A 26,054-nucleotide genomic window follows, 5' to 3' on the forward strand; every position below is an offset into this window, starting at 1 on the left:
TCGGCTCGCGTCGCTGTGGCGCGACGCTGTCGGCTGGTGACGGCCGGTCAAGTGGAATCCGTGCCTGTCGAGCAGCCGCAGCCGGCCCGGATGACGAGATCGGTCTCGAGCTGATCGGCGCCCCCGGCCGCGACCTGGAGCATCAGGCGCGCGGTCCGCGCGCGTACCGGTTGCCGTACGGGCGTCGGCGCTGGGCTGGCCAGGGCGGCCATCGGACGGTCGTCGAAGCCGGCGATCACGAGATCCTCCGGCACCCGCAGGCCGCGGCCCGTGGCGCCGACGAGCAGCCCGAGCGCTGTCTCGTCGTTGGCGTCGAGCCGGCGCAACTCCTGAGCGGAGCAGATGCCGGGTCAGCGGCCGTCGCGGCGGCATCGTCCACCCGTACGGCCGGCACGCCGTGGGTCCGTCGCCGGCGAGCACCACGACCGGAGCATGGTGGCCAGTTCCTCGATCGTGTCGTGAGGAGACCGTGCCGGCGAAATTGGCCAGGCCGTGCACCCGGTGCGCCATCTCGATGGCCTCGCCATCGGAATCAGCGCGCAGGTGGGTGCAGAGAACGTGGACACTGGTCCACGCCCGCACCGCCTCCCACCCGAAGCTTTGGATCAGGTCACAGCGGTACGGGCCGGACAGGCTGGGAAAGACCAGGCCGATCGCCCTGTGCCGGTGCGTCGCCGGTGCCCGGCCGAGATGGTGCGGCCGGTAACCCTGCTCCTCTATCGCCCGCAGCCGGCGGTGGGTCTCCTCGGACACCTGAGCGGTGCCGCTGGACACCCGGGACACCGTCGCGACCGACACCCCGGCCGTGCGAGTGATCTCCCGAACCGTCAGCCGACTGCTGCCCATACCTCCACCGACTTATTACGTTCCGGTCGCTGTAACCGGTTACACCAGACCATAGGTAGGCGTGTCGGAGTTCACAACCCCTCGACGACGAAGAGCCGCCCCCGCTGTCCACAGTCGCGCTGCACCGCCGCCGGACCCTCATCGACCACCGACCGCACCTGCTGCTCGCCGACGGAGCGCACTACGTCCGCGGCGACCCGGGCGACGGGTTAACCGGCTGCGCAACTCGCCGCGCTCCACGATGGCGGCGTGATGGGGGTGCTCGTTCTGCCGTTCAGCCATCACCCGAGATGCATCCGCGCGGCGAATCTGCGGTACACCGGCACGCGCACGATCCTGGCTGTGGCCGGCGGGCGCGGCGGCCGGGTTTCGGGATGCCGGCGCACCTCGCTCGCCGGATCCCCGGCACCGTCCCTGATGACCGGTGCGGCACGCGAAAAGTCACGGCACCACAGGCGCAACCACGACAGAAACCGGTTACAGTGCTCGGACCGGACCCCACGAACACCCCTGGAGGTACCCCGGTGACGAGCACCAGCGACCACCAGCCGGCCGACGCTCGATCCGACTGGGAGGCCCGCATCGCACTGCGCAGCGATGAGGAGGACGCGAGGAGCGGGATTCCGCTGCTCGCCCCGCCCGGTGACCTGGCGGCCGCCGCCGGGGTCGGCCACATCCGACTGTCCTGGTCGCCGGTCTCCGGCGCCGTCGGCTACCTGGTGCACCGCGCACCGCTGCGCGACGGCGTACCCTCCGGTGAATTCACCCCGATCGACCACCTCGGCGGCGACGTCCTCTCGGTGCCCGACACCTGGTACGTCGACACCACCGGCGAGCCCGGCGAGCCGTACGCCTACGCGGTGGCCGCCGTCCCCGAGGTCACCGTGACCGGCCCGCTCAGCGCCCCGGTCCACGCTGCCGCGCTGCCGGCCGACGGCAACGCCCCGACCGTCGCCCTGCGGGTCGACGCCGACGACGAGGGCGTGCCACTGCCCCGGCCGTGGCAACCGATGATCGGCAGCGAGCGGCTGTCCCAGCTGCTCTGCACGGACACCTCCGGCGGCCGGGAGATCGGCCGCGAGTTGCTCGCCGCGCTGCGCCGCATCCGACAGGAGATCGGCGTGGAGACGGTCCGCGCGCACTCGATCCTCCACGACGACCTGGCCGTCTACCGCGAGGTGGACGGCGCGCCGGTGTACGACTTCACCGGTGTCGACCGGGTCTACGACCTGGTCCTCTCCATCGGCCTGCGGCCGGTCGTCGAGATCGGCTTCATGCCCCGCGACCTGGCCAGCGACCCCGATCGAACGGTCTTCGAGTACCGCGGCGTCATCTCCCCGCCCAAGGACTGGGACCGCTGGGCCCAGCTGGTCCGGGCACTCGTCGCGCACCTGTTGGAGCGGTACGGCGAGACGGTGCTGAGCTGGGGCTTCGAGGTGTGGAACGAGGCCAACCTGGAGGTGTTCTGGTCCGGCACCCGCGACGAGTGGATGCGGCTCTACGACGTCACCGCCACGGCGGTCAAGGACGTCGACCCGCGGATCCCCGTCGGTGGGCCGTCGTCGGCCGCCGCCGGATGGGTGGACGCGTTGCTGGAGCATGCCCACCGCTCGGGCGCGCCGGTCGACTTCGTCTCCACCCACACCTACGGCAGCCCACCGCTGGACCTGCGCCCGACCCTGCACCGGCTGGGCTTTCCGGACGCGCGGATCCTGTGGACCGAGTGGGGGGTCACGCCCACCCACTTCCACCCGGTCAACGACGGCACCTCGGCGGCGACCTTCCTGCTCAGCGGAATGCGCTCGGCCGCCGGCCGAGTCGAGGCGCTCTCCTACTGGGTGGCCAGCGACCACTTCGAGGAGTTGGGCCGCCCGCCCCGGCTGCTGCACGGCGGCTTCGGCCTCATCACCGTCGGCGGCATCGCCAAGCCCCGCTACCACGCCCTGCGCATGCTCGCCCAGCTGGGCGAGACCGAGCTGAGCGTCCAGGCTTCCGGAGACGGCGCGGACGGGCTGGTGCAGAGCTGGGCCAGCCGACGCGCCGACGGCGGCCTCGTCATCCTGGTCTGGAACTCCACTCTCGACCAGTCCAAGCGCGACGGCGACCCGGCGCTGGCCCGTCAGATCCGGCTTGCCGTCGAGGGTGCCGACGGCCGAACGGTGACGGTGACCCGGCTCGACCGCGAGCACGGCGACGTCACCACGCTGGCAGAGCAGCTCGGCGTGGCCGACTGGCCCACCGAGGAGCAGTGGGACGCGTTGCGCGCCGCCGACTCGCTGCCGGTCGAGAAGGTCGACACCCGCGCTCGGGGCGGGGCCGCGGTGGTGGAGCTGCACCTGCCCCAGCCGGGGGCGATGCTGATCGAGGTCGCCGGGAGCTGAGCGTGAGGCGGCCGCGGGCGACATGTCGCACGGAGCGGGCGTCGCCGGGTGCGCACCGGGCTGGGTGAACCGCAGACGACGTCGTCGGCCGAGAACGACTTACCGTCGTTGCACCGAAGTCGCGTCGGTGCCGGGGCCGGACTGCTGCTCCGTGCCGGTGCAGCCGCTGGTCGACAGGGCGACGGCGCGGCGATCCGGCCGAGTCTCGGTCGTTCTATCTGCCGGTGCCCCCAGTGAGGGATTTCGTCGGGCAGCCGCAGCTGCGGCGTACGACGAACTCGGTGGGGAGCACGACGCTTCCGGGTGCCGCCGCGTGGGGGTCGTCGGCGGCGCTGAGGATCCGCCGGGCGGCCTCGGCGGCCAGGTCCCGGATCGGTTGCCGCACGGTGGTCAGCGACGGCGAGACGAGCGCGGCCATGGGCGCGTCGTCGAAGCCGGTGATGACGAGGTCCTCGGGTACGCGCAGCCCTCGGCCGAGGGCCCCGACCAGGACGCCGATGGCGATCTCGTCGTTGGCGCAGACCACCCCCTCCGGGGCGGTGCCGCCGACGAGCAGCCGCTCGGCGGCGAGTACGCCGTCCGGCTGCTGCATGGCGACCCGGACCGGCTCGGCGGGCGGGGTAAGGCCCAGCTCCCGGTACGCCTGCCGGAAGCCGGCCCACCGCTCGCTGACGTCGGGCGACCCGTCCGGGTTGCCGACGAAGGCCAGGTGGCGCAGGCCGTGGTCGGCCAGTAGGTGTCGGGTCAGCCGGATCATGGCCGGAGCGTTGTCGACACCGACGGAGTAGACCGTGTCCGGGCCCCGGCCGGCAAGGACGACGACCGGGACCGTCGTGGCGAGCCGGAGCAGCGCCGGTTCGGAGATGGTGCCGCCGATGACGGCGATGCCGTCGACCCGGCGGGCCATCTCCAGCACCTGGTCGTCGGAGTCCTCGCGCAGATGCGTGCAGAGGATGTGCACGCTGGCCCGGGCCGGGACGGCCTCGGACTCGAAGCCCTGGATCAGTTCGGTGAAGTACGGGCCGGACAGGCCTGGAAAGACCAGGCCGAGCGCGCCGTGCCGGCGCGCGGCGAGCGCTCGGCCGAGGTGGTCAGGCCGGTAGCCATGCTCCTCGATGGCCCGCAGGACACGGCGGCGCATCTCCTCCGACACCTGGCCGGTGCCGTTGGAGACCCGGGACACCGTGGCTACCGAGACTCCGGCGAGCCGGGCGATCTGTCGAACCGTGACCCGACTGTTGCCCATGGCTTCCTCTATCCGTAACGTGCCTACCAGAAACCGGTTTCAGGGCACCATAGGCAGCCGTCGGCCAGATCACAAGAGGGACCGCCTGAGGATCCGGCGAGAGGAAGAGTCACATCGCATGTCGCGAGTTCTTCTCCACGACCGCAGGATCATCGTCGACGGTCGTCCCCGACTGCTGCTCGCCGGGGAGGTGCACTACTTCCGGCTGCCCCGGGCGCAGTGGGCGGACCGCCTCGATCGGCTGCGGGAATGCAGCGGTGACACCGTGGCGACCTACGTGCCCTGGCTCTGGCACGAGTTGCCGGACGGCAGCGTGGACCTGACCGGTCGTACCCACGAGCAGCGCGACCTCGCCGGCTTCCTGGACCTCGCCCACGAGCAGGGCCTGCACGCGCTGGTCCGGCCCGGCCCGTTCATCATGGCCGAGGTCAAGAACGAGGGCATCCCATACCGGTTGTACGACGAACACCCCCACCTGCTGCCGACCACCTGGGACGGCCGGACCGTCGAGACCCGGACCATCGACTACCTGGCTCCGGAGTTCCTGGCCGCGACCGAGGGCTGGTACGCCGAGGTGATGCCGGTCATCGCCGAACGGCTCGCCGACCGGGGCGGGCCGGTGATCGGCGTCCAGGTGGACAACGAGATCGGGATGTTGTCCTGGGTGACCAACTCCCCCGACCTCACCGACGTCGTCTGCGAGGACCTGCGGCGCTGGGCCGTCGACCGGTACGGCAAGGACGTCGCGGCCGAGCGCATCGGCGCCGACCCGGGTGACCCCGACGCCTGGGCGGCAGCACTGCGCACCCCGGCCGAGGCGCGGTCGCTGACGCTCCACGACGATCTGGGCCGCTACATGCGCGACCGGTACCGGCGGTACGTGGTCACGCTGCGCGAGTCCGCCGAACGGCACGGGGTGACCGGCGTGCCGTTCCTGATCAACGTGCACGGCACCGAGGGCGGACGGGGCCGGAGCTTCCCGATCGGCATCAGCCAGCTCTTCGAGGCGTACCGGGGTCAGCCGCAGCTCACCTCCGGCTCGGACTACTACCTCGGCGATCTCACCGTCACGAACGTCGCCGACCTGTACGTCAGCAACGCCTTCCTGGCCGCCGTGCACGACGCCCACCAGCCGACGATGTCGTTGGAGTTCGAAGCGGGCAACGGCGACTACGGCCAGGACCTGTCGACGCTCTACCCGCCGGAGGCGACCGAGCTGAAGGCTCGCCTCTGCGTGGCACAGGGCAACCGGCTGATCAATCTCTACCTGTTCGCGGGCGGATACAACCCGCCGCTGGCCGAGCCGGTGGGCGACGGCAACGACCGGATCGCGTTCACCGGCGAGCGGCACGGGTTCGCCGCGCCCGTCGACCCGGAGGGGCGGCTCAACCCGACCTACGCCGCGGCCCGGCGCGCACTGCACGCCGTACGTGGCGTCGCCGACCTGCTCGCCGACTCCGACGAGGAGAACGACGGCCTGGCGCTCGGTCTCGTACCCGACCACTACCTGACCGAGTACCACCACCCTGCCTCGGCGTCGCGGGCCGCGCAGGTCGCCGACCTGGAACGATTCCGCGGCATGGGTCCGCGCGACGTGCTCGCCCGGGCGCTGCTGCTCGCCGGCTACTCGTTCCCGGCCGTCGACCTCCAGTCGCCGCTGCCGGCGCACACACCGCCGCTGATCGCGCTGGCCAGCGCCGCCACGCTCGGACGGGAGGTGCAGCAGCGGCTGGTCGAGCACCTGCGCGGCGGCGGTCGGCTGCTGCTGCACGGCGTGCTGCCCGAACGGGACCACGATGGCACCCGGTGCACGCTGCTCGCCGACGCGCTCGGGCTGACCGTCACCGGCCGCGTCGACGACGGGCCGCAGTCCTTCCCCTCGGTGGTCGGGCAAGGCTGGGCGGCGGGCCGGGCCGAGGCCCGGGTCGGCTACGCGCAGCGGTTGGCCGGCGTCACCGCCGAGCCCGTGCTCGTCGAGGTCGGCTCCGGCGAGCCGTGCGCGGTGGAGGTCGCCGTCGGCACCGGGCGAGCGCTGGTGATCGCCGCCGACGTCCCCTGCGACCTGGACTTCTGGCGCGCGGCGGTGGCGCGGCTCGGGGTGCGCCAGCGGCTCGCCGCGAACGCCGACGGGCCCGGTCTCGTGCTCACCTCCACGGTGGACGCGGCTGGGCAGCGGCTGCTGCACCTGGTCAACGTGGCACCGTCCGCCGTGACCCTCACGCTCGACTGGCAGGGCGTCCCGGTGCTGGCCGGCCGACGGCTGCGGATGCCCGCCCGTACCGGGCTGATCCTGCCGTACGGGATCCGGGTCGGCGCCGCCACGCTGGTGGAGACGACCTGCGAACTGGTCTCCTGCGAGGGAGACACGGTGCTGCTGCGCCCTACCCAGGGCGACGACGAGGTGGTGTTGGCTACCGACCGGCCGATCACCGCGAGCCGCGGCAGCGTGCACGTCGGGCAAGGGCGGGTGACCGTGCGGCTTCCCGGCGGGCCCGACGACGACCCGGTACGAATCAGCGTGGCCTGAGTGGTGGGCCCGGGGACGGGTCTGTCGAACGATCGGTGCAACTGGGGGTGTCGAGGAGGCAGCCTGGCCAGAACCTGATCAAGCTCGCCTACCCTGCCGGCCTCATCACCGGCCGCTGAACGGACGGCAGCCGTACCGGCGCCTCTGTGCTTGACTGCCGGGCATGGAGCTGAACATCGATGTCGAGGGCATGCGGCTCCCGGCCACGCTGGACCTACCAGCCGGATCCGTCCGCGGTGCCGTGGTCGTTCTGCACGGTGCGGAGGCTGGCCATCGGTCGTACTTCTGCTACAGCCACCTGGCTCACCTACTGCCCGACATGGGCATCGCGGTGCTGCGCTTCGACCGCCGGCCGCGCGTGAACGACCACGATGTCCCCTTGATTCGGCAGGCCGATGACGCGGCCGCGGCCGTCAAACTCCTGCGCCGGCACGTCGGCGACGCCCCTGTCGGGCTGTGGGGATGGAGCCAGGGGGCCTGGGCGGCCCCGCTGACCGCCGTCCGCAACCCCGGCCTGGTCGCCTTCCTGATCCTTGTCTCCGCTAGCGGCGTCAGCCCCGCCGCACAGATGCGCTACGGCACCGCCGAGCAGCTTCGCCGGCACGGATTCGCAGATGCCGACATCGCCGAGCTGGACCGCCTTCGCGCCAAGGTCGAGGACTACCTGCGTGGGCACATCGACCGGACAGCCGCCCAGCAAGCCGTCGACCACGCCGCCGAACGTGCGTGGTTTCCGCTCGCCTGGCTGCCCCGCCAGCTGCCCGCCCAGCCCGGCACCTGGGCCGACATGGACTTCGACCCGGAGCCGGTGTTCGCGCGAACCTCCTGCCCCGTGCTGCTGTTCTATGGCGCCACCGACGCCTGGGTACCTGTCGACGCCAGCATCGCCGCCTGGCGGCGCGCCACGGCCGAGGCCCCGACCCGGCTGAGCGTCTGCCGGCTCGACGGATGCGACCACCTGCCCACCTTCAACGAGGGCGAGGACCCTGCCAGCATCAGCGGGCAGTACAGCGCCACCCTGCTCAGCTGGCTCGACGCCCACCTGGGCACCTGCGCGACCGGCTGACCGGCAGCTTGGGGGTTTGGCAAAATTCTCCCGTAGCGCCGCGTGTCGCCTGGTCGGCAGGGCCGGCCAGTGGCCTGATTCACCCTGGCTGACACCGTCTTGTGGCCCGCGGATGGCCCGACCCAACCACTGCTTTGCGAAGATCAGGCGCTCTGTCGGTCTGCGTCGCTCCTGGTCGCTGACCTGCACGTCGCGTCGGCCGGTGTCGCTCCGCCCCGCCGATCGTCAACCGGCTTGGCTGTACGGATGGCTGTACTGCCGTTGTCCAACCTGTGCGGCGGCTTCCTCTGCGAGGGTCTGCGGCCAGATCGCAATAAAGTCTGCCATCGCCGGACCCCAGGGCCCGACGGATTCAACGAAGGAGATCGCCACAAGCTCGCGGGTGCTGAGGTCCGGGCTGGCCATAGCGGCATCGAGAAACGCGAGGCATCGACCGAGGACGTTGGCCCTACCCCGCTCCCATGCGTTCAAGACGAAGGGCACCACGTCACAGCCGAAGAAGACATTCGGGAGGATTTCGTCGTTGTCCCGCATGTGTTCGTTCAAGGCATCGCGCAGCTCCGGAACGACCTCGACCAGCGCCGGCACAGCGCCGCCGTACGTTAGGTCTGGGGTCCCCACCCGGCAAGTATGACCGCTAGTGACAGGCCAACCGGACCGGTCGGGAACCTCAGTTTGGAAGATCGTTCTCGGCTGTCGTGATCTGCCCGGAACGCCTGGTCAGCGGCGGTGTTGTGTTGCCCGATCATGACCGCTGGAGACCGCCTGGGACACCGGCTACTGGCACGCGGCTGGCACGGCGGTGTGATCGGTGGGCGGCTATCCGGCGGCGTGTGGCTTACCGCCCCTGGCCTCTCAGGCCAGGGGCGGCTTGCCGTGTCGGCGGCGCGCCGTGCGGCTGGACCCCAGGTACCCGGTGGCAAGCCGCGAAGCGGCGCGGCAGCGATTGGCGAAGCCCAGGTCGATGACCTGGGCTTCTGTACCGAGCCGCCTGACGGAATCGAACCGTCGACCTACGCATTACGAGATCAAGTTGGCTACCTGTGCCTACCTGGCCTTGGCTGGCCTGACATGCGGAAACGCCTCTGGCATCTCTCAGCGTCAGTCGGTCGCGGTCCGACCTCTTGAGGACTAAATGAGGACTGCTGCCGGTCGCACGCCCGACCTCCTGATCCGTAGATTCCCAAGACCACGCCAAGGCCGTCCGATGCCGTCCGCCTGCTCCTGGTCCTCAAGCGCTCGGCAACTCGATCGATCCCGTCCCGCCCCGTCCGGTCCAGTCCGCCCCGGTGGCTCCCAGACTGTCAGCTCGGGAATTGTCGATGTGCGCCTGTCTACCGGCTCGGCTGCCTGTTCGAAGCGGTCTCGCGCGGCCCCGACTGTCCTCCGCTGTCCTGGGTCGATGGCACGTTAGTGGCACGACCTACGGCCGAGGAATGGATGCCGTTCGACCGAGAGACCGCGGACCGGTTCGCCGGGCGGCGCCAGGAGCGCGCGCCATCAGTAGCTGGGGCAGATGTACTTGTGCACCACGTCGTTGATCTTCTTCGCCTTGGTGGTCCCGAACCCGTTGGGGTGGTCCGGCGAGCTGAAGCGCGTGTTCACAAAGGTGATCAGCTTCGCCTGGTCGTCCGGCCACTCCTTGATGCTGGTGCACTGGTCCCGGCCTCGGCTGATGAGCCGATCAGGCTTGGTGCTCTCCAAAATCTCGGCGTCGATGTTCCCTAGCGCAGCCAGGTACGCGTCGGCGGTCGCCTGGTCCGGCTTCGGCGGGATACCAGCCGCCTCCTCCGCCTTGGCGATGTCCTCCGCGCTGAGCTGCTTGCTGGGCGTCGTCGGAGCCGCAGCCGGCTTGTCCTCACCACTGCTGCCGCAGCCAGCCAACCCGCCGACCAGCGCAACCGCCAGCAAAATATGACGCGCCCTCAAAACTACCTCCCCGTACCGGATACGTGACTCCGGCACGGTACAGGCCGACGCTAGCGGGACCGACAACCAACCCGCCGCGGACCCCGCCGGCCGCCGAAGCCCAGAAGACGTGCACTGGACCGTTCACGGTCAGGGGAGAGAGCAGCTGCGGACCGTTACCTTGCAAAGATCAAGACTGCTGTCGGTCAGAGTCGTTGACCGTAGCTGACCTGCTCGGGCTTGTCGGTTGCCGTCGCTCGTCACCCACGTCCGTCGGCCAGCTGGGCTGTACCGATGGCTGTACAACCAAGCTCTCGCGCCGTTGCGTCCGCCCCCGCTTGGCTTCATGATCCGCTCAACGGGAACGTGGAAGAGGAGCACATGGGCACCTGGGACGATGGTCCGTTTGACAACGACAGCGCCGCCGACTGGTGCGGTGACCTCCACGATGCCGATCCGTCTGCGCGGTCGGCAATGGTTCGTGCTGCCCTGACAACGGCAGCAATCAACACCGATTACCTCGACCATGACGATGCCGCCTCGGCCATCGCTGCGGCAGCGATCGTGGCGTCTCAGATGCCCGGCGGCGACCCGATAACCTCGCCGTACGCGCCGGATTTCCTGCTTGCTGGTGAGTCCCTTCACCTGGACGACGACCTGCCACAGCTGGCAGTCGAGGCACTTGACCGGGTCCTCAGCGACGACTCCGAGTGGCAGAGCCTATGGCGCGAAGCGGGAGTAAGTGAGTTCCCGCAGATCAACAAGCTCCGCGCAGTGCTGTCCGATCCGCCCGAACTGCTCGGTCAGATCGCGCTGCTCTAGGGACCGCGCGTCCCTGGGGCGGCGAGCCACCCATCATTCCGAGTCATCGACCCAATCCACGCTGGGATCCTCTTCGTCGGGCGACGTTGCAATCACCTGGTCCCATGCGTTGACGATGGCTGCGGCCTGCCGCTCGCTGCAGGCCAAGCCACTGAGCAGGACGTTGTTCTGATAGTCGATGATCGCGAAGCGCCAACGATCGAGTTCGGGCCGGTGTTCCAGTTTTGCCCAGAAGTGGCCGGAAAAGATCGTCGGGGAACTCCGCCTCTGCCACGTACCGCTTCCTTTGCCTCAAGCCCATCTCTGTCGAAGATCCCCGCCGTAGGCACCGGATCTGGGCACTTGGCGCACCTGCGAGTATCGCCGGCGCGCCAGCCGATGCCGGCGCTTGCGCCGCCGGGCGGCCGAGCGCGGCCGACGCGGCCCGCTTGCGGGCCGCCTTGATCCTCACAGAGGTCAATTCGGCAGTATCAACCGGCCTTCGCGCTGTCGTGTCCCGGGACATGCTCGACATTCGCGTCCCACCTGATGCCTGACATGATCCTCAAGAGGCGTCGCGGGGACCTCACGGTCCGCGACAGGGGCGCGCATCGGGCGGCAGTTTCGTGCACGCGAGCGTGGTTTGTACGAAGGGACCCGTGAACCAAGATCAGCGCTCGAGCGATGTTTCACCTATTGGCATGGCGTACCCGGCCGCAGGTTTCCCCACTAATACACGGGGAAGCCAGCCGGGACCGGAATCGGGCACCGACGGGAGGCGACCGTGGGGTACCAGGCGCGAGACGGTGAGCTGCCGGTCGACCCGGAGCACGCCGAGGACGAGGCCGGCCAGGCCCGGTTGGTCCAGGTCGAGACGGACACCGAGGTGCCGGCGCCGGACGACACAGACGTGCCGCCGGACATCGTCACCAAGGACGACGGCTCCGGCGTTGCCGGCGGCTCCGGCAGCAGCGGCGGCGGTTCCAGCATGCCGGGACATCCGGACGCGACCCGCTGAACCCCCGGCACCCGCCGCTCGGGCGCGCCTACAGCCGGTGCCGGATCCAGACGTTCGGCTCCACGTAGACGGCCTGGTCGTGGACCACGTCGCAGTGCACCGGCACCAGCCCGCCCGGAACCACCCGCACCTGCCCGAAGCGAAAGGGCCAGGGCCGGATCGCCCTGGCGGACGGGACTGTTGGCGGCTGCTGGACACCCTGCGCGGACAGCGCGACGGTGTGGGCGCACCTACGCGCTCGCTGCCCACTGCCGTTGGACCGGCGTACGACGCTGGTGCTCGACGCCGTGGACAGGAGGATCTCGGACGGGGTCGTGACCGACACCGTGGCCGGCAGCTCCCACCATGGCCCCCGCCCTCACCGCAGCAAAGGGAATGGCCGGATCATCGTCGCGCCTGCATGGAGTACCGACAGCCAGGAACGGCCGTCCGCCGGCCAGCACTAACCGCCGCGGTGGTGACCACCTCTGAGGCGGATCCCGCACCGACGCCCGTCGGACCCAACCCCTACCCTGGACCCCACGCCTTCCGCTCCCCCTGTCCGGAGGTGATCGACATGTCAGCCAGGCGTTAGTCCCGCGCACGGTGCGCGGGCAGCCGAAGGGCAGGTCGTCACATGGCCCGGACCGACATCCACCGACCCGAACGCGTGCAGCAGCGGGACCCGCTGGTGCGCCACTGGTTCACTGACGTTCACGAGCCCGGCCGCGGACCGTGCGACCTCGACGAGTTCCTCGCCGCCGACCGCTGGATCCGCACCCGCTGCTACCGGCAGGCGTCGACCCATGCCCCGAACCTGTGCGGCTGCCAGCTCTGCACCTTCCAGCTGTACCGCAAGCTCACCCACCGCCAAGAGCGCATCGCCTGGCGCACCATCCGCCGCCAGCTGCTCGCCGAGCACCGCGGCGGGCACCACGACCTCGACGTCCCGCCGATCCGCGGCAAGGCCTGGTAGCGAACCAGGTCTTTGACGGTCGAGGCCATCTGATGCGGCGTCCCGGGCGTCGGACGGCGTCGCACTTTCCGGCGTCGGTGTCGTGGGCGCCGCACTGCTGATCTTCGGTGCGCACCATCCGGCCCGGACTCCTGGGACCGCCGGGCGACCCGTCCTGGATCGTGCACCGGCTGCTCTGGTTGCCGGTGTCCGCGGGCGCCCTCACGCTACTCTGGCTGGTCGTGCACCGGCTGGAGCGCTGGCGGCCCGGCCGGCCCCGGTGACGTCGCGGCCGGCATGGTGTGGATATCCGAACCACGGATTCGGGTGTTACCACGATCGTCGGAGGCGGTCGGCACGCCGAGGATGGGATCTTGCCACTTGTGGAAGTGAGCAGGTAGACGGCGTTCGGCCAGAGGACACCGCCGCCGACCGTAAGGTCCGGGTCCACGGCATGCACCGCGAATTCAAGCGCGGCATTGGCCGGGTGCACGCGCTCCGGGGAGTCAATGTCACCTTCTCACCCGGCTCGTTCACCGCGGTCAAGGGCCCTTCTGGATCCGGCATGACCACGCATGGCTGTCCACGATGACCAGATCACCCGGTGCCGGTCCCGCCCCCACGGGCACCTTCTCGAACAGCTCGCCCAGTTCCGCCACCGCGGCAGCGCCCGTCCACCGCAGCTTGCCACTCCTGTCGCACCGGTGCTGATCGGCAGTCCACCTGAACTCGGCGAGGCCTTGAGGAGCTGCTCAGTCGAGCAGCGACTCGCCACCTGGATAGGCGAACGACGATCGCGGCGAGTAGAAGCCCCACACGACCTCCAGCGGCTCGGCCGGACGCAGCGCGTAGACCGAGTGGTCGCGATCCAGGAACTCCAGTGACTCCACCTCGAAGGGGTCGACCGGGGCAGCCACGAAGGGGTAGTTCCCGCTGACCAGCTTGCCGTCCAGCTTGGTGAGGTAGCGGAGCTGGCCCTGGTTCACCGCATCGCCGGTGCGCCCGACGCGGGCCGTCGTCCTGATCACGGGTACGCCGTCCGCCTCGGTGGTGGCGACCAGCCGGTGACCCCTCACCTCGATGCTGGTGGTCCCCGCCGTGGCCGGGACACCTCGGGCGGCGGCGTAACTGCGGACCACCGGGCTGGAGTTGAAGTAGTGCGTCCACCAGCGACCAGGGGTGACCCCGTCCGGGGCGTCGACTCCGGACAGGTCCGGTCCGAGGTAGGTGAGCGAGTATGCGCCGAAGCCGGAGGTCTGCCCGGGGTCGTCGACGACGTACTGGTTCATGAATACCTGACGGTTGGGCATCGGCTTGAGCCCGGCGGGCACCAGGGCGGCCACGGCGTCGGGGTCGGCCGGTGTCCAGCCGAAGTAGATCATCCTGCTGTTCACGACGAGCTGCGGAGCGACGAGTTCGGTCACGAGGGGAGCCCTTCCGCGTAGAGCATCGATCTGTAGCCGCGACGCTACGGAGGGCTCCGGCGAGAGGCAATGACGGAAGCACGACAAGCGATCGAGGCCTCCGCGGAAGCGGTAGGCCTTGTCGGCCAGGACCCGCCTCTGGTCGGGTGCGGGGCCGCCGCGACGACGCTGGCGCACTCGTGGCCTGGGATGCGCGGCGGGCGATGTTCGGATCGTGCCCTACCACCCGCCAGTCGGCCGTACCCGGGCCCGAGCGGCGTCAGGAGCTGCTCGGGCCCGGCTGGCGTGACTACCGGGACCGCACCGCGTAGGCGCGGTAGACGGTCTGCGTGACCTGGTTGCCGGCCTGGTCGGTCAGGGCGACGCGCAGCGCGACATGGCCCGCAGACGGATTCTCGATCATCACCTTGCCCAGCCGCCCCTCAGAGGCGGCGGTGACCACCAGCGGCTGCCAGGTGTCGCCCTCGTTGTAGGACACCTCCACCCGCTTGACCCGGGTGGACGCGGTACCTCCGGTGGGTTGGCCGCCGAGGCCGATCAGCACCTTGATCCGCGCCCCCGTGTCGGCCCGGTTGTACCCGTCAAGCCCGACGGCAGCCAGGCGGGGCACAATGAGCGGGTTGGCGACGTAGGAGTCAGTGCCCTTGGCGGTGAACCGCCATTCGGTCTCGATCCTGTTCGACAGGGTCGAGAAGGGCACGTCCCGGCTCACGCTCGCCCGCAGGGTGTACGTCGACTCCTCGGTCGGCAGCCCGTACACGTAGCCCCACTGGTTGGCCGGCCACTGGCTGACCTGCTGGCCGTCCCGGCTGAGGGTGAGCGTGCCTGACGCTGGGCTGTAGCCGTGGGTGTGCGGCTCGGCGTCGACGAACCACGGGATGCGCGGGATCGACATGAAGTCGTCGCGACGCGACCCGGTGGAGTCGTCCAACGATGGCCCGAGGATCGCGTTGTTCCAGGTCTCCTCGCTCTCCTGGTCCAGGCTGACGGTCTTCGCCGGCGCGGAGATCCAGTCGTCCCCGATCCGGATGTCACTCTCGTACCGCCCCGGCGAGCGGTACTCGACGACGGTCGACGGATAGTTGACCGGGCCCTCGAAGGACAGGATGGGCATGCCGCTGTCGCTGATCATGCCGACTGCGGCCGTTCCGCTGGATGCGACGCCTGGAGCCTTGAAGGTCATCCTCACCCGGGCCAGTTCCTCCCTGGCCACCGTCCGCACCGGGTTCGTCGGCACGCCGTCGCGGACGTCGGCGATGCGGTAGTAGTACGGGCTCGGCGACTGGACACTCGATCCCTTCTTGTCGAAGACCGCCCGGGCGCTGTAGGCGATCGCGGGGTCGTTGAGCGGGAGCACGTAGTTGGCGCCCTGGAGGCCGAAGGCGCCACCGTGTGCCAGACGCTTGCCCGCCACGTCGAGGGTGAGGTCCACCGAGGTCACGACGTGCTCGGCAGAACGGTCGGAGACGTCGAGCCGGACCTGCTTGCCGAGGCGGGCGTCGACGGTCACCGGCAGGACGGCCGTTTCGTCGGTCACGGTGATCGGCACGATCCCGTAGGTGAAGGTGACGTCGTCCGGTCCGCCCGGGTAGACCGTGGTCAGCAGGTAGTGCCGGCCGGCGGGCAGCAGGGCCCGTGCCGTGCCGCCGACGACGCTCAGCCAGGTCATCTCGCCGGTGTCACCGTTCACCGCGGCGACGCCGCCGTCGGCGACCTTACCGAGCCGATTGATCAGCTTCACCGAGACGTCGTGGCGCGCCTCCTGGTGGTACGTCAGGGCCGTCCGTGCCACCTGCGTCCCGTCGACGGTGGCGGTGAGGGCGCCGAGGTGGTAGTCCTCGGCCTCGCCCTGGCTGCCCACCGTCAGCGTGACCGAGGCGCTGCCTCCCGCCGGTACCTCCAGCTGAGAGGTGTTCAGCGTGACCAGCGCGGCTGGCACCGAGGACACGGCCAGGTCCAGCACAGCCGGCGCGGTCCCGTCGTTGCGGTAGGTGACCGTCCGGGTCACGGGGGTGGTGGGGCGGGGCCAGGGCTGGTTGACGTTGACGGCACCGACGCTCGGTGTGACCTGAGCGGACAACGCCCGGGCGACATCCACCCGGCCGGTCCCGTACCGCGTCGACGGTGTGCTCGTCCAGGGGACCTCGACCGCGCTGCTCGTCAACGCCGCCTTGAGCTGTTGCCCGGTCCAGTCGGGGTGCCGCTGGGCCAGGATCGCCGCTGCGCCGGCGACGTGCGGACTGGCCATCGAGGTGCCGCTGCGGGCCCCGTAGCCGCCGCCGGGGACCGCCGCGGTGATGTTCACGCCAGGGGCGCTGATCTCCGGCTTCAGCGCGGAGTCATCGGTGCGGGGACCGCAGCTGGAGAAGCTGGCGATGTAGTCGGTGTCGGCGACCGCCGCCACGCTGAGCGCCGCGTCTGCGGTGCTCGGCGAGCCGACCGGGTTGTTGCCGTACGTGCATCCGTTGTTACCCGCCGCGATGACGAAGAGCGCCCCGGTCTGGGCCGACAGGTCGTTCACCGCGGCCTCGAGCGGGTCGACACCGGGGGTGTCGATGCTGCCGAGGCTCATGTTGATGACTTTGGCGTGCACGTCGGTCGCCGCCCAGTGCATGCCGGCGAGGATTGCCGACCAGGGGCAACCGTCCTCGTCGCAGACCTTGCCCGCGGCCAGCTTCGCGCCGGGCGCCACGCCCTTGCGCAACCCGCCGGAGGCGGCACCGCTGCCCGCGATGGTCGAGGACACGTGGGTGCCGTGTCCGACGTGGTCGTCCACCGTGCCCTCGCCGACGAAGTCGGCGGAGGCGACGACCGCGTCCTTGAGGTCGGGGTGGTCGACGTCGTAGCCGGTGTCGAGGACGGCGACGGTGACACCGGCGCCGGTGAGCCCCGCCTGCCAGGCCGTGGGGGCGTTGATCTGGGCCACGCTGCCGTCCAGCGAGACCGGTATCCTGCGGTCCAGCCAGAGCTTTCCGAGATCGCCGCGCAGCCGGTGGGCCGACTTCTCGCCGCCGGTGACCGCGCGCCACATGCGGCCGGTGTTCCTCGGCGCCACGCGCACCGCGCTCAGCCCGAGCCGGGGCAGCGTCCGGGTGGTCCGAGCGGTGTCGGCGAGCATGGCCCGAAGCGCGTCGGACCGCTCGGGCGTAGCCGTCTTTCCGTACTGGGCAAGCAGCGGCAGTTCGCCGCCGTCGGCGGTGGCGTGGTCGATCAGCGCGCGCAGGTCGAACAGCTGGGGGTCCAGGTGATCGGCGGCGAGCAGGGTCAACGCGTCGGAGGGTACGACCGAGACAGCGCCATCACCGGACGACCGGGTCAGGAAGGTGATGTCCTCGCGCCCGGGGCCGGGGGTGACGCGGTACGAGGTGATCCCCTTCGGCCCGTGGGTGAGCGCCACCGTGTCGCCGGTGACCAGGGCCACCGTGTGGTGTTCGAGGCGCTGCGCCGCACCGCCGGATTCGGCGGCCGGCCGCGGTGCGGCGAGCGTCGGCGATGGGGCCACGGCCGCCAGAGCGGCTATCCCCACCATCGCGAGGGCACCGGCTGCCGCCATCCGGGCGACATGCCGGGGTGACCGGAGTAGATACACAGACATCGACCCTCTTCTTGGGCTGACTAGCCCCGATCTTGTCGTGACGTCACGACTGGCCACCTGCCGACCGCGGTCCGGCCGGGTCATCGCGGAGATGAACTCGGCAGAGTGTCACACTTGGCGCCACCCCGGGCTAGATCAATTCACGGCGCAGATGGGCACTGGCTCAGATGCGCCGCCGTCGGTTGACCAGCACCGTCCACCACCGAACCGCCGGTCCCGCACCGCCCAGTGGGAGGTCCCTGCCTTGCTTGAATCCGCCGGACTCACCGCTGCCGAGGAGTCGGCCTACCTCGCACTGCTGCGGCACGGCGGTGCCACCGTCGAGCAGCTCGCCAGACGCACGGGACGCGCCGCCACTCAGATCAGCCGCGCCGTGGGCGGCCTGCAGCGAAAGGGCATGGTGCACCGCACGCCACCGCCGCACGGACTGGTCGTGCCGGTTCCGCCCGACGAGGCGATCGACCAGCTGATTCAGCGCCGGCACGCCGAACTGGATCGGATCCGCGAGGCGGCTCACACGCTGGCGGCCCAGACCCGGGGCCGCACCGCCGGACGGCGTACGGGTGAGCTGGTCGAGATCGTTCAGGGCCAGGCGAGCGTGCAGCGTGCCTTCGACCGGGTGCAGCGAGTCGCCAGGGCGGAGGTGCGCCTGCTGGTGGCACCGCCGTACGCGGCCGTGAAACAGGTCAACAACGTGCAGATGGAACGGGCGTCGCAGGTCACCTACCGCGTCGTCTACACCATCGACTCCCTCGCCGATCCGGCCATCCTGGCGGCGACCGCAGAGCATGTTCGTACCGGCGAACTGGCGCGCCTCGCACCGACCGTGCCGACGAAGCTCGCCATCGCCGACCACACGTTGGCCCTGCTCCCCCTGGTCTGGACGGACGCCGCACAGGACGCGGCGGTGCTGGTGCATCCGTGCGCGCTGCTCGAAGCGCTCGTCGCGCTCTTCGAGGGGGCGTGGGCGGCGGCGAGCCCGTTGGCGCTGTCCGGCGACGGCGCGCCCACCGCGCTCGGCGAGATCTCCGACGAGGACCGCAGACTGCTGTCCCTGCTGGTCGCCGGGATGACCGACGAGGCGGCGGGGGCTCGCCTCGGAATGAGCCGGCGCACCGTCGTACGCCGCATGCAGCACCTGATGAAGACCGCGGGGGCGCAGTCGCGCCTGCAGCTGGGGTGGCGCGCCCACGAGCGCGGCTGGCTGTCCGAGACGTGACCTCCGGGTCCGGCACGGCTGTAGCCGCCGGCGCGGTCACCCGACACGACGCGGTTCCCACCTGCCACGGGGGCGGGTGGGAACCGCGTCGTGCGGTCAGGGGCAGTTGACGACCGGGTCGAAGGTGTCGGAGGTGCAGGTGTCGAAGCCGACGTTCCCGTCGAGGGAGTCGTTGGCCGCCACGCCGTCGACGCCGTCGAGGGTGTCGTTGCCGGTTCCGCCGTCGAGGCTGTCGTTGCCCGTACCGGCGTTGAGGGTGTCGTTGCCGCTCTCCCCGCGCAGGGTGTCGTTCCCGGTGTTGCCGAGCAGCGTGTCGTTGCCCGGGCCGCCCGAGATGGTGTCGTTGCCGCCGAGGCCGTCGAGGGTGTCGTTGCCCGGCCCGCCGATGATCGTGTCGTTGCCGGGGGTGGCCAGCAACCGACCACCGGCCGTGGCCACGGCGGGGTCGCCGACGATGTGGTCGTCCTTCGGTCCACCCTCGATGACGTCTCCGCCGCTACCGCCGTCCAGCGTGCCGGCGATGTCCACGTTCGCCGCGACCCGGATGTCGTCGTCCAGGTCTCCGCTCTCCACCGAGATGCGCGCGACCGGCAGCGGACAGCGGACGGCCCTGTTGCCGTCGGCCACGCAGGGCGCCACCGCCAGCACCTGGTCCCCCTGGTCGGACACGACGAGGCTCTGCCCCTGGCGCCGGATGCGGATCTCGTTGACGACGCCGGGCCGGGCGTCGATGAGGACGGCGTCGCCCACCTGCCGCACCACGGTGCCCTCCACAGCGGCGACCGTCGCAGCGTCCGCCGAGACGGTGCCCTGCCCGTGGTCGCGGTCGACGGCGCCGGCCGGGCCGCCAGCCGCCACCGCCTGGCCGAGGCCGAGGAGAACCGTTGCCGTCACGACGAGCATCTTTTTCCTGGCATTCATGGCATGAACTCCCTGTCGATCGGTGTGACGGTTGTCAGGCGGGCTCCCTGCCGGGTGCGGCGCCGGCTGGTCACCGGCCCGGCACCCCGGCCGGTCAGGGGCACTCGTTGGCCGGATCACCCGGGTCCGCGAAGCAGGTGTCGGTGCCCGCCCCGCCGAAGAGCCGGTCGTTGCCGCCGAGTCCGTCGATCCCGTCGAGGACGTCGTCGCCGCCACCGCCCAGGAGCGTGTCCCGGCCGACGCCGCCGGCCACCCGGTCCCTGCCGACCCCACCGTCGAGCAGATCGTCTCCGCCGTCGCCGGCGACCTGGTCGGCTCCCCCGCCGCCCTCGACCACGTCGTTGCCGTCGCCGCCCTGCAGCGAGTCGGCTCCCTCCTGGCCGCCGACGCTGTCGTTGCCGGCACCGCCGAACGCCGAGTCGCCGCCCGTGCCGCCGTTGAGGGTGTCGTTCCCGCCGGCGCCGAGCAGCGTGTCGACGCCCTCCTCCCCGTCGAGGGTGTCGTTGCCGGCTCCGGCGACCAGTCGGTCGTTGCCCGATCCCCCCTGCAGGGACGCGCCGACGGGGGCGGACGTGCCGGGGTCGACAGTGACGCGGTCGTCGAGGTTGCCGGCGTTGACGACGAGTTCGGTGGTCCCGGCGGCGGGGCAGCGGGCCTCCGCGCCGACCTGGGTGCAGGCCCCGCCGGCGCTCACTCCTTCGACCTGGTCGGTGATCACGTACGTGGTACCGACCAGCCGGACCGTGATGTCGTTGGCCCGGTTGACCCCCGCGGTCACGGTGAGCACGGACCCCGTGCGGTTGACGAGCGTGCTGCCGTCGGCGAGGGCGTCCGCGGCCTGGGCCGATGCGGCGGGCATCCCCAGAACGGCCGCGCTGAACGCCGCGCCGAACAGCGCGGACCGGCGTTTCGGAAACATCGTGGTTCCCTCCTGGAACATCGAGGACACCGGTGGAAAGCGAAGGTGTCACCGACGATGCTCGGGGCACGGAACCACGGAGACAAGGGCCCGGAAACAATTATCCGATGACACCATTGTTGCCTTCATGAATTTCACGTCAATTGATAACCGACGCTCTCCGGATACGCTGCGACTATATTCATCTGCGTATTGATGGAGCCATCGTGTCGCCGGTCGGGTTGACACAGGGCGCTCGGATCGACCTACCGCTCTGCATACCGATTACGCAGCCGACCGTCGGGAACGGAATCGCCGGGTCGTCCTGCTCGGTGTGCCGGGCGCCGTCGGAGCCGATGGCACCCGGGCGGTCGTCGAGCAGTTCGTCGAGCGCGGTGACGTCCCCGGCCCGCTGCGCGGCCTGCAGGCGCCGCTGCGCGCCCAGTGCAGCCGCACGTTCACTGTCGGGCCGCCGTGGCCCTCCTGGTCATGCGCCGACCGGCACGCCGAGCCGGCCGCGGCGGCGGCTCGTCCTCATCGTCGCCACCGGCACGCGCCTCCTCCCCTGTCCCTGGTCGTCATTGCATCGGTACCCAGGGTTCGCCCCCCTCCGGTGCCAGCCGACCTGTCTGACCTGGGCCGCTCCGTCACCGGGGCCGGCCCCGTCAGCGGCCGACGAGTTGGTCGATGCCGCGACCGGCCAGGTGATCGGCGTCGGTGGCCCGGTCACGGGTGACGATCGCCGGGCGGATGCCCTCGTCGATCAGGGCGAAGAAGCGGTCGGCAAACTCCAGGCCGGCCCGGTGCGGGTCGTCGAGCACCAGCGCGGTGCGGCGCCGGGCCGGCCGGGGAGGCGCCGCCCGCCACCGGGCGACGAGTGCCCGCAGGCGCTCACCGGTCGGCTTCACGTCGTTGTCGACGGTCAGCAGGCCCAGGTCGTACTCGTACTCGTGGAAGCCGGTGAACCGGCGGTCGATGTCGTGACTGCCCCACCAGGTGCACCCCCAGACGTCGGCGGAGGACAGGGTGTTGCGCACGAGGGACTCGGCCCAGTCCGGGATCGAGTCCGGCGGGCGTTCCACCGGCGAGGCGCCGAACTCCTGCAGCCACCGGGGCCGGTGCGGGTCGCTCGCATGGGCGGCGGCCAGCTCGACCATGTACTCGCCCAGATGCCGAGTGCCGGTCCCGTCGACCCCGTACCGTTCCAGCGCGCCCGTCCAGAACGGATAGGTGTGGAACACGCTGGCGCCGCCGGCCGTGGCCGCTCCGGCCGGTGAGAAGGTACGGCCCTCGAACCACGGCTGGTGGTCGTGGCCGTTGACGTGCAGGCGCCCCGGCGCGAGCTGTTCGCAGTGCGCCAGCATCCGGGCGGCCCACCGGTCGCCGTCGTCCGGCGCGACGTCGCCGTTGATGACGGACAGTTCGTTGCCCAGGTCGAAGCCGAGAAACCGGGGGTGCCCGCCGATGGCCGCGGCGAGGGCGTCGAGCAGGCGCAGCTCCGCGGTCACCACACCGTCGTCGGTGATCATGTTGCGGCCCTTGAGCCAGGCCGGTGCGAAAACGAACCCGCTGAGCCACCCGTCGAGCACGGTGACCGAGACGTCCAGGCCGACGTCGGGCCGGTCGGCCAGGTCCAGCAGCTCGCCGAGGCGGTCGAGGGCGGCCGGGTTGACCACCGTGGGATCGGGCTGGAACACCGGCCACAGCAGCTGGACGCGGATGTGGTCCAGGCCGAGGCCGGCGACGGCCCGCAGGTCCGCCAGGATCGAGCCGCTGTCCCAGTCCAGCCAGCAGTGCCACCAGTTCCGGCTGGGCACGTAGTTGACACCGAAGCGTGGCCCGGCCGCCTGTCGATCAGTCACGTGTCACCCCCTCGCGGTGGCCATCGGGTGCGTGGGCGCGGTGTCGGCGGCGAGCCCGGGTCACCGCAGGGCGGCCCCCCGCGCGATGTGGGTCAGCTCCGCCACCGCGCTGAGGTCCTGCCAGTTCGCCTCGGTGCCGAACGCCACCAGCTGCCCCTCCCGGGTGACCCCGTCGTCGTCGTCGTTGACGCCCACGTCGATGCCGATGGTGGTGTCCGGGCCGGGACGTACCTGGATGGAGCTCCACGACACGGCCAGCTCCACCGCGTATCCACCGGGGCGCGGCGCCCAGGCGTGTCGCACCCCGGCGGTGTTGCCGCGGGCCTCGGTAAGGCCGGGGTCGTTCCAGCGCTTGAAGAACTGCCGGTCCGTCAGGGGGTCGTACGCCTGCGCCCGGTCGTTGTCGCCGTCGAGGTGGATCTCGACGCCGTCGTCGTCGTAGGCGTCGTGCGAATCCCGGTGCAGGGTGCCGTCGGTGACCTGCACAGCTACGTACAGATAGGTGTCGTCCCAGGTGAAGCCGGCCCGTGCGGTGTTGTCGGTGGTGCCGAGGACGGTCTCGGCGACCGGGGTCGTCAGCCGCCAGTCGGCCTCGTCGAGCACGCCGTCCACGGTGACCGCGGCGGTCGCCTGGAGAGAGGACAGCTTCGGGGTGCGTGGTAGCGCCGGGGTGGCGGTGCCGGGTGTCGACGGTCGGCCCTCGCCGTTGCCGTTGTGGGCGACCACCCGCACCTGGTACGCGGTGCCGTCGGTCAGGCCGGTGAGCCGGTAGCGGGTGAGGTTCCCGACGTCGACGCGGACGGGAAAGCCGCCGTCGGTGACCCGGCCGTACTCCACGGTGTAGCCGGTGGTGTGGGAGGCGCGGCTCCAGCGCAGCAGCAGGGCCCGGGTGTCCGTCGCGGCCACGGTCAGGCTCGGGCGTCCGGCCCGGGCCGCCGTCGGCGTCGAGGTGACGGTGGCCGAGGCGGGTCCGTCGCCGAGGGCGTTGCCGGCGGTCACGCTGAAGTGGTGGACGGTGCGGCCGGCCAGGCCGATGACCGTGTGGGTGGTGGCCCGGCCGACGGTGACGCTGCCGGTGAGCCGGGTCGGCGAGGTGCCGTAGCGGATGGTGTACTCCTCGGCGCCGGGTACGCCCCGCCAGCCGAGGGTGACCCGCCCGTCGGCGCCCACCGTGTCCAGGATGCGCGGGGCGGCCGGCGCGGTGGTCGCCGTGGCGCCGAGCGCGTCCCGCAGGGCGTGGAAGGCCGGCTTGGCGCGGTAGGCGCGGTCGAAGGGCAGCCCCGCGTCGTGGTCCGGGCGCTCGCCGGGGATCCAGGAGTGCTCATCGGTGAAGCCCCAGGTGGTCAGCGCGGTGCAGGCGGGCTGCGCCAGGCAGAACTCGGCCACCTCGCGGTAGGCGCGGGCCTGGTCGGCCAGCTTCTCCGCGGTGACCGGCACCGGCAGTCCGTAGTCGAACTCGGTGATCGACAACCGCACGCCCAGCGCGGCCAGGCGGTTCGCGTTACGCCAGTGCGCGTCGGTGATCCGCCAGCCGTACTTCGCGTGCAGTTGCCAGCCGACCGCGTGCACCGGCACGCCCCGGGCCCGCAGGTCCTTCACGAGGGCGTACACGGCGTTCGCCTTGATGCCCATTTCCTCGGCGCCGTAGTCGTTGTACTGCAGGACGGCGTCCGGGTCGGCCTCGTGGGCCCAGCGGAAGGCCAGCTCGACGTACTCCGGGCCGATCAGCCGCTCCCAGACCGATTCGCTGGTCGAGCGGCGGTTGCCGTTGTCGCCGGTGGCCTCGTTGACGACGTCCCAGACCTTGATCCGGCCCTTGTACCTTCCGACCACCGTCTTGATGTGTTCCTCGAGCACCGCGCGCGCCTCGGCCTCGCTGGTGATCGCGTTCACCCAGGTGGCCCGCTGGTGGTGCCAGACCAGCGTGTGCCCGTGCACCGTCATGCCCCGGGTGAGGGCCAACTCGACGATCTCGTCGGCCTCCCGGAAGTTCCAGGAGTCGCGGGTCGGCCGGAGATGGTCCCACTTGAGCGCGTTCGCGGTGGTCGCGTGGTTGTACTGCGCGGTGAGCGTCGTGACGTAGGGGGCGTCGGCGGCGAGCACGGGGCCGGCGTCCACCGCGGCGCCGATGCGCAGCCCACGACTGTCGGCGAGATGGCGCAGGGTGGGGCCGCCGGGGGACGTGGCGCTCTGCTGCGCGGCCACGGCGGGGAGCCCGCCCAGGGCCATCAGGGCGGCGGCGCCAGCGGCGACGAGGGACAGCCGCCGGCGGTACGGGGATCGCTGCGGGCGGGGCGAGGTCGAGGGGGTCGGCGTCACGCCGTCACCTGTCCTTTCGGAAAGAGAAGGGTCGCCGCACCGGAACCGAGGACCGGGTATCTGCGGCTCCGCGAGGCCGCCGCGGACCGGTGGCGCCGGCAGTACGCCTGCCGACGATCAGGGGGCGGGCACGTCCCCGGCGCTGCAGTGCGATCCGGGGGTGTGGGACGTGTGGGCGATGCGCAGCTCGGTGGCCGCGTCGCCGGCCGGGGCGGGGCGCAGCCGGTCGGGTATCCGCCAGGAGAAGCCCGGCCGCCCCGGATTGCGGCGGGCGTACTCGCTCAGGGCGAGGGGAATGAGTCGCAGGCGCCGCTGCACCCAGTCGGCGTCCCACGGCCCCTCCGCCAGGATCTGCTCCGCCGATCGGAACTCGTAGTAGATCGTGCGCCGCAGCCGATTCCCGGTGACCGGCGCCGATCCGTGCACGAGCATGACGTCGTGCACCAGCACGTCCCCGGGCGCCAGCTCGACCGGCACCGCGCCGGGGACCTGCCAGCCGTACGCCTCGGTGAGGGCGCAGATGTCCGCCGGCCGGCGTTGGCTGCCGGGCAGCACCCGTAGCGCACCCTCGTCCCGGTGGGACTCGTCGAGGTAGACATCGATGTTGAAGATGCGGTGGTTGCGCGGGTGGACGGCGTCCTGGTGCCAGGGGATGGCGGCGCCGTCGCCCTCCTCCTTGAAGACCAGTGACTCGTAGGTCGGCACGAAGGCGGGCCCGGCGAGGCTTTCGGCGATGCCCAGCAACTGCGGTGCGCCGAGCAGTTCGAGGGACGCCGGCTCCCCCTTTGCGTGCAGGTAGTCGACCCGGAACAGGGTTCTGCCTTCCGGACGGTCGACGAACTGGTAGTCGGATCGCTGGGAAGTGTCCGCCGGCTCGGCACGCCCGGCACTGACCCACTCCTGTGCGGCATTCCGCAGGCGGTCGAGCAGCGGGGTGGGAATTCGGCCGCGCAGTATCAGGAAACCCTGTTCGTCGAAGAGTCGGACATCGTCGTCGGTCAGGCGATATGACATGACGTCCTCCGTCGTCCAATGATTCAATGATGTTTCACAATGGAGCGTAGGCTGAGACGGCAGGTAAACCTTCGC

19 protein-coding genes and 1 pseudogene are annotated in these 26,054 nt (G+C 71.0%); 8 read left to right on the forward strand and 12 right to left on the reverse strand.

All coding sequences use genetic code 11. The features are described 5' to 3' along the window. Positions 1-47: 47 nt before the first annotated feature. Together AC5L3Z_RS05010 and AC5L3Z_RS05015 are read right to left on the reverse strand one after the other, a co-directional pair. Complete coding sequence (locus AC5L3Z_RS05010) at positions 48-326, reverse strand: substrate-binding domain-containing protein (RefSeq protein ID WP_494839880.1); 279 nt, start codon at positions 324-326, stop codon at positions 48-50. Between the two features lie 382 nt (positions 327-708). Beyond that, positions 709-846, reverse strand: a pseudogene (locus tag AC5L3Z_RS05015) (LacI family DNA-binding transcriptional regulator); the annotation flags it as partial. A gap of 524 nt (positions 847-1,370) precedes the next feature. On the opposite strand from AC5L3Z_RS05015, the gene AC5L3Z_RS05020 reads away from it, so the two are divergent. Then, positions 1,371-3,227, forward strand: coding sequence for a GH39 family glycosyl hydrolase (locus AC5L3Z_RS05020; RefSeq protein ID WP_494839882.1), 1,857 nt, complete (start codon positions 1,371-1,373; stop codon positions 3,225-3,227). A 214-nt stretch (positions 3,228-3,441) separates the two neighbouring features. Here the strand turns inward: AC5L3Z_RS05020 and AC5L3Z_RS05025 are convergent, their stop codons facing one another. Next, positions 3,442-4,473 carry a LacI family DNA-binding transcriptional regulator gene (locus AC5L3Z_RS05025; protein ID WP_494839884.1) on the reverse strand — a complete coding sequence of 344 codons (1,032 nt, stop codon included), beginning with the start codon at positions 4,471-4,473 and terminating at the stop codon, positions 3,442-3,444. Positions 4,474-4,591: 118 nt separating this feature from the next. Between AC5L3Z_RS05025 and AC5L3Z_RS05030 the strand changes: the two genes are divergently transcribed. Both AC5L3Z_RS05030 and AC5L3Z_RS05035 read left to right on the forward strand, forming a co-directional pair. Beyond that, positions 4,592-7,000: a beta-galactosidase gene (locus tag AC5L3Z_RS05030; protein WP_494839886.1), complete on the forward strand. Its 2,409-nt coding sequence runs from the start codon at positions 4,592-4,594 to the stop codon at positions 6,998-7,000. A 163-nt stretch (positions 7,001-7,163) separates the two neighbouring features. Further along, complete coding sequence (locus tag AC5L3Z_RS05035) at positions 7,164-8,066, forward strand: alpha/beta hydrolase family protein (RefSeq protein WP_494839887.1); 903 nt, start codon at positions 7,164-7,166, stop codon at positions 8,064-8,066. Between the two features lie 225 nt (positions 8,067-8,291). Here the strand turns inward: AC5L3Z_RS05035 and AC5L3Z_RS05040 are convergent, their stop codons facing one another. Further along, complete coding sequence (locus tag AC5L3Z_RS05040; RefSeq protein ID WP_494839889.1) at positions 8,292-8,654, reverse strand: DUF7674 family protein; 363 nt, start codon at positions 8,652-8,654, stop codon at positions 8,292-8,294. A gap of 912 nt (positions 8,655-9,566) precedes the next feature. Continuing rightward, entirely contained in the window at positions 9,567-9,995 is a 429-nt protein-coding gene (locus AC5L3Z_RS05045; protein WP_494839891.1) for a hypothetical protein, read from the reverse strand. Between the two features lie 360 nt (positions 9,996-10,355). On the opposite strand from AC5L3Z_RS05045, the gene AC5L3Z_RS05050 reads away from it, so the two are divergent. The 4 genes from AC5L3Z_RS05050 (at position 10,356) to AC5L3Z_RS05065 (ending at position 13,011) form a co-directional block, all read left to right on the forward strand. Next, entirely contained in the window at positions 10,356-10,796 is a 441-nt protein-coding gene (locus AC5L3Z_RS05050; RefSeq protein WP_494839893.1) for a DUF4259 domain-containing protein, read from the forward strand. A gap of 763 nt (positions 10,797-11,559) precedes the next feature. Beyond that, complete coding sequence (locus AC5L3Z_RS05055) at positions 11,560-11,793, forward strand: preprotein translocase YidC (protein ID WP_334520429.1); 234 nt, start codon at positions 11,560-11,562, stop codon at positions 11,791-11,793. Between the two features lie 616 nt (positions 11,794-12,409). Next, positions 12,410-12,748, forward strand: coding sequence for a hypothetical protein (locus tag AC5L3Z_RS05060; RefSeq protein ID WP_494839864.1), 339 nt, complete (start codon positions 12,410-12,412; stop codon positions 12,746-12,748). A 107-nt stretch (positions 12,749-12,855) separates the two neighbouring features. Continuing rightward, entirely contained in the window at positions 12,856-13,011 is a 156-nt protein-coding gene (locus AC5L3Z_RS05065) for a hypothetical protein (RefSeq protein WP_494839895.1), read from the forward strand. A 468-nt stretch (positions 13,012-13,479) separates the two neighbouring features. Here AC5L3Z_RS05065 and AC5L3Z_RS05070 read toward each other — a convergent pair whose 3' ends face one another. Both AC5L3Z_RS05070 and AC5L3Z_RS05075 read right to left on the reverse strand, forming a co-directional pair. Continuing rightward, positions 13,480-14,151, reverse strand: a complete 672-nt coding sequence (locus tag AC5L3Z_RS05070) for a hypothetical protein (protein ID WP_494839897.1) — start codon at positions 14,149-14,151, stop codon at positions 13,480-13,482. A 289-nt stretch (positions 14,152-14,440) separates the two neighbouring features. Then, on the reverse strand, positions 14,441-17,653 hold the full coding sequence (locus AC5L3Z_RS05075; protein WP_494839899.1) for a S8 family peptidase: 3,213 nt from the start codon (positions 17,651-17,653) through the stop codon (positions 14,441-14,443). A gap of 130 nt (positions 17,654-17,783) precedes the next feature. Between AC5L3Z_RS05075 and AC5L3Z_RS05080 the strand changes: the two genes are divergently transcribed. Next, positions 17,784-18,965 (forward strand): helix-turn-helix domain-containing protein, encoded by a 1,182-nt coding sequence (locus AC5L3Z_RS05080; RefSeq protein WP_494839901.1) that lies wholly within the window; start codon positions 17,784-17,786, stop codon positions 18,963-18,965. 96 nt (positions 18,966-19,061) lie between these two features. On the opposite strand, the gene AC5L3Z_RS05085 is transcribed toward AC5L3Z_RS05080, so the two are convergent. The 5 genes from AC5L3Z_RS05085 to AC5L3Z_RS05105 form a co-directional block, all read right to left on the reverse strand. Further along, entirely contained in the window at positions 19,062-19,886 is an 825-nt protein-coding gene (locus AC5L3Z_RS05085; protein WP_494839903.1) for a calcium-binding protein, read from the reverse strand. Positions 19,887-19,980: 94 nt separating this feature from the next. Beyond that, a complete protein-coding gene (locus tag AC5L3Z_RS05090) occupies positions 19,981-20,826 on the reverse strand; it encodes a calcium-binding protein (protein WP_494839905.1) in 846 nt (281 codons plus the stop codon). Between the two features lie 623 nt (positions 20,827-21,449). Beyond that, on the reverse strand, positions 21,450-22,646 hold the full coding sequence (locus tag AC5L3Z_RS05095; RefSeq protein ID WP_494839906.1) for a glycoside hydrolase 5 family protein: 1,197 nt from the start codon (positions 22,644-22,646) through the stop codon (positions 21,450-21,452). A gap of 60 nt (positions 22,647-22,706) precedes the next feature. Continuing rightward, positions 22,707-24,965, reverse strand: a complete 2,259-nt coding sequence (locus tag AC5L3Z_RS05100) for an endo-1,4-beta-xylanase (protein WP_494839908.1) — start codon at positions 24,963-24,965, stop codon at positions 22,707-22,709. A gap of 117 nt (positions 24,966-25,082) precedes the next feature. Beyond that, positions 25,083-25,979 carry a phytanoyl-CoA dioxygenase family protein gene (locus tag AC5L3Z_RS05105; RefSeq protein WP_494839910.1) on the reverse strand — a complete coding sequence of 299 codons (897 nt, stop codon included), beginning with the start codon at positions 25,977-25,979 and terminating at the stop codon, positions 25,083-25,085. Positions 25,980-26,054 lie beyond the last annotated feature (75 nt).

It is taken from the genome of Micromonospora sp. LZ37, from assembly GCF_059359015.1.

What these genes read in the sequence shown, in the direction of transcription:
- AC5L3Z_RS05030 (WP_494839886.1), top strand. Translation starts at nt 4,592, where the DNA reads ATGTCGCGAGTTCTTCTCCACGACCGCAGGATCATCGTCGACGGTCGT.
- AC5L3Z_RS05090 (WP_494839905.1), bottom strand. Translation starts at nt 20,826, where the DNA reads ATGTTCCAGGAGGGAACCACGATGTTTCCGAAACGCCGGTCCGCGCTG.
- AC5L3Z_RS05085 (WP_494839903.1), bottom strand. Translation starts at nt 19,886, where the DNA reads ATGAATGCCAGGAAAAAGATGCTCGTCGTGACGGCAACGGTTCTCCTC.
- AC5L3Z_RS05035 (WP_494839887.1), top strand. Translation starts at nt 7,164, where the DNA reads ATGGAGCTGAACATCGATGTCGAGGGCATGCGGCTCCCGGCCACGCTG.
- AC5L3Z_RS05025 (WP_494839884.1), bottom strand. Translation starts at nt 4,473, where the DNA reads ATGGGCAACAGTCGGGTCACGGTTCGACAGATCGCCCGGCTCGCCGGA.
- AC5L3Z_RS05050 (WP_494839893.1), top strand. Translation starts at nt 10,356, where the DNA reads ATGGGCACCTGGGACGATGGTCCGTTTGACAACGACAGCGCCGCCGAC.
- AC5L3Z_RS05105 (WP_494839910.1), bottom strand. Translation starts at nt 25,979, where the DNA reads ATGTCATATCGCCTGACCGACGACGATGTCCGACTCTTCGACGAACAG.
- AC5L3Z_RS05060 (WP_494839864.1), top strand. Translation starts at nt 12,410, where the DNA reads ATGGCCCGGACCGACATCCACCGACCCGAACGCGTGCAGCAGCGGGAC.